The sequence below is a fragment of the Dictyobacter kobayashii genome (genome assembly GCF_003967555.1).
GTDB classification, from domain to species: domain Bacteria; phylum Chloroflexota; class Ktedonobacteria; order Ktedonobacterales; family Ktedonobacteraceae; genus Dictyobacter; species Dictyobacter kobayashii.
The window spans coordinates 5,021,950-5,032,776 of sequence record NZ_BIFS01000001.1 but is presented as its reverse complement, the minus strand read 5'-3'; the positions used below and the strand labels follow the sequence as shown (position 1 = coordinate 5,032,776).

7 protein-coding genes are annotated in these 10,827 nt (G+C 44.3%); 2 read left to right on the top strand and 5 right to left on the bottom strand.

What is annotated here, in order from left to right; genetic code table 11:
- The first annotated feature begins 21 nt into the window (after positions 1–21).
- The gene (locus EL645_RS22090; protein ID WP_136625264.1) at positions 22–2,406 is read left to right on the top strand and encodes a hypothetical protein; all 2,385 of its coding nucleotides are present in this window, start codon (positions 22–24) and stop codon (positions 2,404–2,406) included.
- A gap of 284 nt (positions 2,407–2,690) precedes the next feature.
- On the opposite strand, the gene EL645_RS22085 is transcribed toward EL645_RS22090, so the two are convergent.
- The 5 genes from EL645_RS22085 to EL645_RS22065 are packed head-to-tail and all read right to left on the bottom strand — an operon-like array spanning position 2,691 to position 7,789.
- Complete coding sequence (locus EL645_RS22085) at positions 2,691–5,171, bottom strand: VirB4 family type IV secretion system protein (RefSeq protein ID WP_126552502.1); 2,481 nt, start codon at positions 5,169–5,171, stop codon at positions 2,691–2,693.
- Between the two features lie 5 nt (positions 5,172–5,176).
- Positions 5,177–5,557 carry a PrgI family protein gene (locus EL645_RS22080; RefSeq protein WP_126552501.1) on the bottom strand — a complete coding sequence of 127 codons (381 nt, stop codon included), beginning with the start codon at positions 5,555–5,557 and terminating at the stop codon, positions 5,177–5,179.
- An 11-nt stretch (positions 5,558–5,568) separates the two neighbouring features.
- Positions 5,569–5,805, bottom strand: a complete 237-nt coding sequence (locus EL645_RS22075) for a hypothetical protein (RefSeq protein ID WP_126552500.1) — start codon at positions 5,803–5,805, stop codon at positions 5,569–5,571.
- Positions 5,806–5,840: 35 nt separating this feature from the next.
- Positions 5,841–6,524: a CHAP domain-containing protein gene (locus EL645_RS22070; protein WP_126552499.1), complete on the bottom strand. Its 684-nt coding sequence runs from the start codon at positions 6,522–6,524 to the stop codon at positions 5,841–5,843.
- A gap of 11 nt (positions 6,525–6,535) precedes the next feature.
- On the bottom strand, positions 6,536–7,789 hold the full coding sequence (locus tag EL645_RS22065) for a hypothetical protein (RefSeq protein ID WP_126552498.1): 1,254 nt from the start codon (positions 7,787–7,789) through the stop codon (positions 6,536–6,538).
- A 589-nt stretch (positions 7,790–8,378) separates the two neighbouring features.
- Between EL645_RS22065 and EL645_RS22060 the strand changes: the two genes are divergently transcribed.
- Positions 8,379–10,367, top strand: a complete 1,989-nt coding sequence (locus tag EL645_RS22060; protein WP_126552497.1) for a DUF262 domain-containing protein — start codon at positions 8,379–8,381, stop codon at positions 10,365–10,367.
- Positions 10,368–10,827: the final 460 nt, after the last annotated feature.

The window sequence follows — 10,827 nt, the reverse complement described above, 5'->3', positions numbered from 1 at the left end:
ATTAAGAAAGAAGATATATACGTGGTGAAAAGCAAAGTTACAGAACCAAGACCGACGTCGACAACAACATTGATTGTTACAAAACCCACCGATTTCAGCTTGTTAGAAGCGCACTATCAACTTATTAGATACATATTACCAAAAGATTTACGTTATCGGGCTAAACATGATAAAAATACGTATGGGCGAATGCACAACTGTCTTCGCGATCAACTTAATTGCCCATATAAAACTTTCATGTACGATACAATTGATGGATCACAAAAATGGGTAGTATACGCTCTTTATTCACGCCCAGTGAAACCTGGCACGCTCATTGATGTCAAACTTCCATTTGTTTCTGATATTGCTTTAGAAAAACGAGAAATATCCTTCCGAGAACTGGAGCTACATAATTTATTAAAGCTCCTGCAAATTGCTTACATCCGCGGAGACCAAACAAACCGTTTTGTTGGTCAGGATTATTGTTATGTCTATGCAAAGAAAGATACCAAGGAAGATGATGCCTTGGTCTGTCTACGCATTGATCTTAATGGGGATATTCGTAATCAAAAGGAGGATATAGAGCAAGAACTAAAAATCACTGGTCGAGCTTGCCTATTCAAAAAGGTCAATTATCCAAGTGACACATTACCTCCTTTTCCCTACTTTGGCAACAAACCAACACAAGATAAGAGGTACTTAATACATTTAAAACGTGATGAAATTGAAAATCACAAAAAAAACAACCTACCCCTCTATGGGATACGAACACGAGCGGATAAGCGAACCACTCTCGATTACCATGATCAATATCACATAGACGCGAGTAGAGGAAAGTTGCTATTCGACTTCATCAACGACTTCAGATCGTTTCTCACACAATTTGACATCTCCTGTCGTATAAAAGAACGTCAATTCATGATGTTTGACCCACTATCCGAAGACCAAGCCAGCCTTCCGCTTTGTCTACTCGATCCGATCAAAGTGTTTGATAATCGGCTGAACAAAACGCATTCACTACAAAATTACCTTGAGATATTTGATCAAATTTTCGACGAGCAATCTGTTCATTTTGTAGACATAGAAGATCTTTCTATGGCCCTGAATGAACCAGCACTCATTCTCCAAGATCATAATAAAGAAGACTTTTTGGAAGGTGGGATACTCTTTGGACAAGTTGACCCTTATAAGCAGGTCTATGATACATATGCTCACATCGCAAAACAATCATTCAATATAAATCAAAACAAAGGTGTACATAGTAATCTGGACATGTATCTACACTACGACTTACCATCAGCCAATAACAAGAGTTTTCGAGTAAAGTTAGAAGCTGCACTTGAACAACTTTACCTAAAAAATGTGGTCTTAAACGAACTCAGTGTGCAAGCCTATCTACCGCACATGCCTATAAATCAAATATTCATCCGCAAAATGCGCACTATTGCTAACCAGGCTCCTTATGAAACGTTACTTTATGTCGAGAATGATCGCTTACGCTTCGTGGATCTTCGCGACCCGGCCCAAAAAATTCTGCGAGATAAATTGCTAGGTCAGTTAGGAATAGATTGGTGCGAACAAGAAGAACATATGCTCCATAAATATCGGAAATCAAAACAGGACAATGGCGAAAATGAGAGTGCTCTAGCTAAAGAAGATCAAAGTGGCATGCCACATTATAATTGTATTGTTGGGCCAGGATTTTTTGCCGAACTAGAAGAACTCGAGGAACGTGTTCTATACAATTATAAAGAGATTATTAGGCGACAAACAGAAGTAAAAACAGCTTTACCTATTGAGAGCTTTAAGTTACTACCTCACTACGATAAACTCCGCAATAAACCCTACCTTTCATTTGAACAACTTGAAGCCCAAGGATTGTTAGAAGGAAAGGTGCTTCCCAAAAAAAATAGTAATCAGGAAAAATCCCTAAACTTTTACAGACAGCTAGAAGCATACGACGAGTATTTAGATGAGCTATTAGTAGAAAAAGATGAAATCTCTTTTAACGAGCTCTGGGATGGCGATCAAAAGGAGAGAATAATCTCAATTTTTGGCTTCAAACCTGACAAAAACAACAAATATACAAGTCTTCTCTTTAAAGGATATTATCAAAGCTTGGGCTGGTTTACTAGCGACAAAGCAGAAGATGTCCACATGTATAGGGGTATTTGGTATGATAATAAACAATGTTATATGGTTGGTGCACCACAAAGATTGAAAGATCGGCAACCAAGAGCACACCTTATCCGTTGTTTCGACGTCTATCAAGGAGAAGATAACTTTGATATACGCCCATTATTATTAACAACCAGCGTACAGTTTGTGCGTCATGATCAATATACAGTATATCCCTATCCTTTTCATCTCATTGACGTGTACGTAGAGAGCTTCCTACAATATCAGGAAGAGGGAATCGACTAAATTATTCGAAAAGAGCATGTGCTAGTTATGAGAGGAAATATGAAAGCTAGATTGCACATGCTCTTTTCGAAACTCTAGCATTTAGAGTACAACATTTATAATAACAGGTTATATTTATCACTCAACATCTATATAGCACTTAATAGCGGATCGTATATAGATCATTGAAAATCCATGTATGATCCGCTATTCTTTCACTTATATCACGTTGCACCTCAAATCTGAATTTGAGGTGCAGTCAACAAGATAATGTTATTTATCATTATCTTGTATCGTATTCCTTCTCATACTCCATTCTCCTCCACCAATACTTCCTGTGGACCAGATACGGCCAGACTGTGTTCTATGGGGCTGGCTACGACTTTCATGGGAACAGAGAGTCCTTTGGCGAAGTAGAGACCTTCGCCTTTGGCACAGCCCAGTAAGAATTTTCGGGCTCCCTGGCTGAGTTGAAGGGCCTCAGAGACGGCTTCGATGGTGGTGTGATCCTGTTTCATAGCGTATTTGATCTCCGATTGTTGGATGATGGTCATGCCGTGCTCGTTTCTGACGAAGTCCTGGACGTTCTGCGTGGTAACGCGCAGGCAGAGGTTGTATTTGCGGGCACGGCGAGCCAGGCTCGATAAGAAGCGACCACCTTCGTCGAATTGCAGCAAAGCCCAGGCTTCGTCAACGGAGAGGATGCGTGGGACTGGATGCTGTTCGCTCCTAACTTCAGTCCAGACGGCATCGGTGGCCAGAAAGAGGCCGACGGGGCGCAGCTCGACGTCGAGATCGCGCAGGTTGAAAACGACAAATTGATGCTGGCCCAGGCCGATGGATTCATCAGGAAATGAAGAGACATGCCGCTGCAGGCGGTCAGCCAAGCCAAAGGTGTCTGGTCCGCAGGTCTGCTGACGCAGCAGGTGATAAAAATCGCGCATCGTGGGTGGCTTTCTGGTATGGGTCGCGGGATCGGCGGTGATACCGCACTGCTGATAGAGCTGGCTCATACAGACGTTGAGATAGGCCTTCTCGCGCTGCGAGAGGGTACCCGATGCCCGTTCCCCCTTTTCTGCCAGGAGGAGATCAAAGAGCACATGCAGGCTCTGATATTTTTCCTCCAGGAGGTTGCGCCCTTGCTTCTCCGCCGTTGGCAGGAGAAACGGATTGATCTGGAGCGATCCAGGCGAGAGGCGAATGTTGGTGCCACCGAATCTCTCGCACATGCGCCGGTATTCGTCCTCGGGATCAAACACGATCACTTTATACCCGCGCTGCAAGCAGCGGCTCAAGTAGACCTTCTCATGATACGATTTCCCGGCGCCCGATTTAGCGAACTTGATAGCGTGTCCGTTCTGCAATTCGTCGCTGAGCGGATCAACGATGACCAGGCTGCCATTGGGCATCACGCCCTCTAGGATGCCGTGCTCCATCGAGAGGCTGGTACTGGCAAACGGAAATGCCGTCAGCAGAGAACTGGTGTCCAGGATCTTTTTCCGCTTTAGGACGTCACGACCATCTGGCAGCGTACAGAGCCAGCCGCGATGGTGCTCCAGTGAGAGCGCAACCGCCTTCAGTTCCAGGCTCTTGAGCACCGACAGCAGGCGTTCAGAGCGCTCGTTGAGCTGCAGACGCGATGATGCGCGCACGAGCAGGTAGAGTGAAACGCCAAAGACCTGCTCATCTTGCGCGACCAGCTTTTCACGCAGGACCTCGACCTGCTTCAACGCCTCGTGGATATAGGGATCGTGATCGCGCCCACGGCGCTCTTCCAGCATGCGCGTCGCACGGTAGCCCGTCAACTTATGCGATAGGCGCGCCGTATACGTCGCCGCTTCCAATGGCTGGATATGCATCACAACCTCGATGGAAGGCTCATCGATCTGGACCAGCCGATCAAGCCATCCCGGCGAAACCCGAGACGGATATCCAATGACGGTATAACATCTGAGATATTCATCACGATCGTCATGATGAACACGCACATACTTTGGCTTGATATCCAGCAAACCAGGAGCCAATAACTCGGGCAAGTTGATTGTATTGGGATACTCTTTGAGCGGCGACTGCAATGCAATAGTAGTATGTTTGTGCTCAGACAATTCCGTGTTCAAGTTCGTCACTGCCTTATTCTTGTCAGGCCGAACAGGAAGATCGGTTGCCTCTAGTTGCTGCTCAGTAAGAGGAAACGCTTTAGCGGCCTTCGCATGCAAGCAGGATTGATAGTAGTGGACAAGTTCCGGACGGTTCAATCGCCTGGCATGTAATCCCATACGTTCAAGGTCCTGGAGAATATCGATACACCGGCGTTCCAGTTCACTCTTGGAGAGATCGGCAATCTCTGATCGTGACTTGCCTTTGATTTTGAGACGATCAGCAGCCACAATGAGATAAAATTTTCGCTGTAATAAGGCCCGCACAGATGCCAGATTATGCACAAAATGAATATGATCATCAGTCACTTCATTGATGGCAGAAGTGTGTGGGGCCTGGCTCCGCACCGTAGCAAGATCGGCCAGATATGATGACAATTCGTACGGTTCGATACGAATATGGATCATCAGTGAAAAGGAGAGGCGCGCCAGGAATACACGAAAGCCTTCCAGCACCGCTTCTTGCTCGGTCTCAGACATCAACGAGAAATTGACTGGCTGTGTTTCTAACACTGCTTTATATTCGCGCTCATGCGCTTTCTCAGTACGGAGACAGAGGGTGTTCCCCTCTATCTCACGGACAGCAATCATATCAATCATATTGCCAGGTTGGTAGCGTAGTTGTAACATACTTTTTATTCATCCTCCTCTTCACGCTCAAAAACAGGTGTCTTAGTGTGCGCTACTGGAGCCAGAATTTCATCGGGCAACGGATTCCAGAGATAGATCTTTGGGGTCAAGATATAGAGCAGCCAGACCATTGCCCACTGTTCCAGGCCGCGTGCGGCAGGCTGCAGAAAAGCTGCAGCCATGCCGATAGCAACAGGAACCAGGGAACAGAGCATGTTACAAATCATGCCGATATCGCTGCTATTGAGAAAAGCCAGCGAGTTCCACAGGGTATAGCCGAGTGCTATGCCCGAGCCAATCAAGAGGAGCTGGCGCACCGTTAAGCCCAGGATGATATGATCAGCCACTTCCAAATGGATCGGGATTTTATGCTTATAGTTGCTCATAAAGCCTCCAACTAGCCAAAGATGCGTTGTGCAATCGTCTGAAGCACCGGCCCCCCAACGATAAAGGCAAAGCCAAAGACGGCACACCAGGCCGCGGCTTTGGCCAGCATCCCTTTGCGCTCACTACCAAAGGATGTCATCAAGATCATGCCAATAATGCCCAGGATCGAGATAAAAAGCCCGATGCCTAATGCATGAATAAAATCGCTAAATGCGTTCGTCCATTTGGTGATTTCAGGAAATTGCATAGCTGCTCGCTTTCTCTATTCATAAAGATGTCGATTCAGGAAACAGGGCGAATAAATCCCTGAACAGTAAAGGCGTCCCAGTATCCGTTGTGCGTGTTCACGCTGCCATCCCGATTGCGAGGCAACGTTTGAATAGGCATTTGTGCATTCGCCTGCGCAAATGTAATGGATTGAGCATCGGCGGCAAGCACAATACTGACATGCCCAAAAGGACCGCCAGCCCAGGTCATAATGTCGCCAGGCAAAGGCTGCTGGCTTTCGATCCATCCAGGCCGATGGGCAAACAGATTCCAGAACTGGTTCGCATTTTCATTCACAATGGGCAGTGGCCTGACATTGATATAGCTGGCAATGACAAACACCACACATTGAAAATTGCCATTCTCCCAGGCCGCGCAGCCCGGACAATGGACAGCCGCCCATTGAATCACCTCCTGTGGAAATCCAGCATCATACCAGGCATCTAGAGCGATTCCAAGGCGAGGATCATTGCAGTCCAGACCCAGCTTTGGATCTGGCTGACAGTGCAGATGCTGCGCCATCTTTACCGCCATTTGCACCACAGCATTGTTTGAATGTCCGATGACCGGGGTAGGGCTCGTATTTACCTCTCCTTGCAGCGCTATCGTCGTGAGTGTCCCGTAAGATATCACCACCACAATCAAGAGAAAAAAGAAGATTATCGTACAGCATCCAAAAGCCCTCCTGAAACTCTTCATACGTTATCCTTCTAGGCTCTTCCTCGGATTGATGAGCCAGCCTCGGCCGCTCCAGATACGGCCGAAACAACCGCCGTTCCTCCCGCAGAGACAGGAACAAGCATCCAATGTCGGAGCATCTCGGGGATAACAAAAGCTATAAACAAAATGCCAATCCCGATGAGAAGATTGAGCAACTCGGCGCCTGGATTATTTTGCAGTACCGCAGCTGCCAACATGCGGCCACCCACAGTGATGGTTAACACTTGGAGAAAACGCATCAGGCAAAGCGCCACAAGAATCCGGAGCCAGGTATGCGCAATCTGCTGGGTATCCGCATGAAACAAACACAACAGGCACAGCGGTCCAATGGTAATTGCAATGGCCACACCAGCGATCCCAATAGCGGCCTGAATCACGACCAGAACATTCATCAAACCATGCAATACCTGGAGAAACGCCGCCAGAAAGACTGGCGCATCTTTCCCGGCGTTTCCTAAAGGAATTGGAGACATACCAACGTGATTGACCAGGACATCGCACAGCGCATTGTTGAAGTCGATCAAGAGTTGCGCGATCTTGAGGCTGCTATGAGCAAACACCAGTGTCAAGAAAAGGCGCGGCACAACATCAACAACATCCGCATAGCTGACGGCTCTACTCCCAGCGGTCAGGAGCCGTAGACCAATCCAACAGAACGCAACGATCACCAGGCCATCGGTGATATGAACCATCACCTGCCAGACCGCAATCACAGCAGGATTTCCATAGGTAGCATCAGGTGGAATACGCTCGGTCATATGCTGAGATTGCGCAATCAACCAGTTCGCACCGTTGTTAAAACTGTCAGCAATCCACTGCATAAAACCAACAAAGGCATCACAATAGTGAATAGGAGCAAACGGATTATTCGGTAGAGCCGAATCCAGGGGACAATTCCCTACTGTGGCCGATGGTGGCTGATGAGCCTTCGTACACACCACCTGGTTCGCATATTGCTTTGCCAGCAAATCAACAGGCCAACCAATCCTCTGAAACAAATCCGCAGAACGCAAACAGGTCGTCGCGGTGAGCGCCAGCAGCTGATCATCACACAGGGTTGTGTTGCGATATTTAGGCGTAAGAAACGAAAGGTTCCACCCAAATTCCTGCTGAACAATATCACCAACCTTACCAGGATGCTTACAAGCAGGCGCGGACGCATCAGGTGCAACCTGAGCCATAGAAACAGCAGGTCCACCACGCAACCCTCCAGCATAATGCGCCGCATCCGAAGCTGATCCCATACTTACAGTACTAGATTGGAATCCAGCCTGTGCAAGTATGGTCAACCCCACTGCAATAGGTAACCACAGCGGCCAACGCCACCTACAAAAAAAACGAAACATCACACCTCACATTTCCTAGCAACATACATTCATGCTTATCTCTAAGCGAGGAAGATGATACCAAGGAATCAAGGCAACAATTGGCGAAGTATTTTGCTGAATTTATCCCGTAGGAGAAAGGAGAAATACAAAATTATTTTGGATAGTGGTCAGTAAAAAAAGAGAACCGTTTTTTACTGTGTATACAGGAGGGAAGGAAGTATGTTATTCAAAGGCAACAACCCTCTTGACAATGAAAAATGGGTCTGCTTGAGCGTCGAACTTCTATTGTTTTGGAAGGTAATTTCAACTCTTCTCGTCATAAATCACTTGCGATTCATTATTTGTATTCTATTGCAAGAAATAATGAGATAGGTTAAACTCTTAAACACAGAAAGTGCATTTCAATATTACGTCGCAGATAGCGATACAAAGAGTCGGAAAACAACACATAAATCTCATTGGTTATTTAAATTATTAGAATTATCTAATTAGAGGTAACAGAAATATGAAAGCATCAGAAACCAAGCTCCAAGCACTCATCGAAGGTACAAAACAATATATTGTTCCTCTTTTTCAAAGAGCATATAGCTGGGACAAAAAAGAATGGGAAATGTTATGGAATGATCTTATGGAATTATATGATACGGATAATCCACGTGCACATTTTATTGGCTCTATAGTAACAATGCCAACCACCTCTGTGCCAGAAGGTATTGCGAAGTATTTACTTATTGATGGTCAACAACGTCTCACAACAATCTTTATTTTACTTGCCCTGCTACGTGACAAGGCAAAAAAGAATGATCAAGAAGAACTGGCCGAAGAAATCAATGACACCTTACTAGTAAACCGATATAAAAAAGGGTCAGATTATTATAAACTCCAACCAACCCAGGTTGACCGAGAATCATTTCATAATCTTATACACTCAGATACCAAACAAGTACAAGACAAAATCACGGGTGCATATCATTTTTTTGATAGAAAGCTGAAGCGAAACGACATTGATGGAGAAAGTCTAAAAAAAGTAATATCCAGTAATGTTTCAGTAGTTAGTATAGTGCTCGAACAAGATGACGATCCATACTTGGTTTTTGAAAGCCTCAACGCTAAAGGACGTCCCCTTACACAATCTGATCTCGTTCGCAACTACTTCTTCATGAAAATCCACACTAAAGAACAAGAGGATATTTACGCACGATATTGGGAACCAATGCAAACTAAGCTCGGAGATAGTTTGACAGAATGCATTCGTCACTATCTCATGATAGACGGAGCGTTTGTAAAACAAGGTGACGTTTACTACTTTCTAAAGCAACGCCTTCTTGAAGGAGAACCATTAAAGCATCTTAGCGATTTGACTACATTTGCTACGTACTATCACAAACTACTTGATCCTAAAGAAGAGCCAGATAAGAATATCCAAAAAGCACTACAGCGCATCAGGCGCTTCGAAATAACAACAAGTTACCCTTTCTTATTAAACTGCTACCATGATTACCATCAGAACAAGTTGTCCGCAAACAATTTCGTTAAGGTCCTTCAAATACTCGAAAACTTCATAATACGTCGATTTGTTTGTAATGTAACTACTAATGTACTTAATAAGATGTTCCCAGCTCTTTATATACAAATCAAAAGCAAAAACCCAACTAATTTTGTTGACGGTTTAAAATCAGTTCTCCAAACTAAAGGGTATCCTAAAGATTCAGAGTTTAAGTTACGCTTCATGGATTCCAAGTTTTATGGAAATGGAGATCGCGCAGTCAAAACTAAGCTTATTCTAGAAGCCATTGAAGAATCATATAACCACAAGGAACAAATTAACTTCGAAGGTCTTACAATTGAACATATAATGCCCCAAATGTTAACGGATCAATGGAAAGAACAATTAGGAGGTGATTATGAAATTACCCACGAGTTATTATTACATACAATTGGAAACCTTACTCTCACAAAATATAATCCAGAGCTTTCCAATCATAGTTTTAGCAGCAAGAAAGAGCATTTCAAAAGCAGTCACATTGAGCTTAATAGATATTTTACTGATCTAGACTCTTGGAAAAAAGAGGACATAGAAAAGCGATCGGCTCTCCTTACAGACATAGCACTTTCTATCTGGCCATACTTTGGAAATGAAGAAATCGAACCTAATGAACAGAAAAGAGTTACAGGGACAACACCCAAAACTATGAATATTCTCGGTCAACGCTTCGAGGTTCAATCATGGCGAGACGTCCTTGAAAGAACAATGAATACCATAGCTGAACTAGAGCCAGAAAAATTCGGACTAATCATGAATCAATTCCCACGTTCAGTAGGACGAGACAAGAAAAAATTTAACGAAACAAGAGAACTAAGTAATGGAACATTCATAGAAGTCCAAAGATCAGCAAAAGATATTCAAAGATTCTGCTTCCAAGTGCTAGAGGCAGTTGAATTATCATCCGAAGATTTACAAGTTGAAACGATCAAAAAATTGAGCGCAATCTAATTCTGAGGCAATGCTTTTGATACAAAAATAATGGGTAACTCTCTGCTGATTAGCAACAATTCTGAGAGTGAAACAGCTTAAACACTATGAAAAAGCTTAGGCAAATTTATACAAGAAGAATTTGCCAATCAGCATGAGAACCCCATCGAAGCAAGAGCAAGCCACCTCAGAAAACGGACTTTACAGACTTCAATTCTCCCCAACTCCACCAACCATAGCAGCTAGAAGTGGTAAGGTTAAACCGCTTCTAGCCTCGTTTTATGTCATCTCTATCTACGCATTCAAGATGGATATTTAACCTGCAGTTACAATATTTGACTACAACGGCTCAAAATTGATGTGAAAAATGCCTCAAATTGGAATGCTGTAAAAAAAATGAACGATGAATATTTTCTAATCAATTGCACTTTCCATTCGAGCCTTGAGATGCAGAAGGTGTTGTCGCACAAACTCATTTCCG

Excerpts from the sequence above, each read along its gene's own strand:
- EL645_RS22070 (WP_126552499.1), bottom strand. The coding sequence starts at position 6,524 with ATGAAGAGTTTCAGGAGGGCTTTTGGATGCTGTACGATAATCTTCTTT.
- EL645_RS22060 (WP_126552497.1), top strand. The coding sequence starts at position 8,379 with ATGAAAGCATCAGAAACCAAGCTCCAAGCACTCATCGAAGGTACAAAA.
- EL645_RS22075 (WP_126552500.1), bottom strand. The coding sequence starts at position 5,805 with ATGCAATTTCCTGAAATCACCAAATGGACGAACGCATTTAGCGATTTT.
- EL645_RS22085 (WP_126552502.1), bottom strand. The coding sequence starts at position 5,171 with ATGTTACAACTACGCTACCAACCTGGCAATATGATTGATATGATTGCT.
- EL645_RS22065 (WP_126552498.1), bottom strand. The coding sequence starts at position 7,789 with ATGGGATCAGCTTCGGATGCGGCGCATTATGCTGGAGGGTTGCGTGGT.
- EL645_RS22080 (WP_126552501.1), bottom strand. The coding sequence starts at position 5,557 with ATGAGCAACTATAAGCATAAAATCCCGATCCATTTGGAAGTGGCTGAT.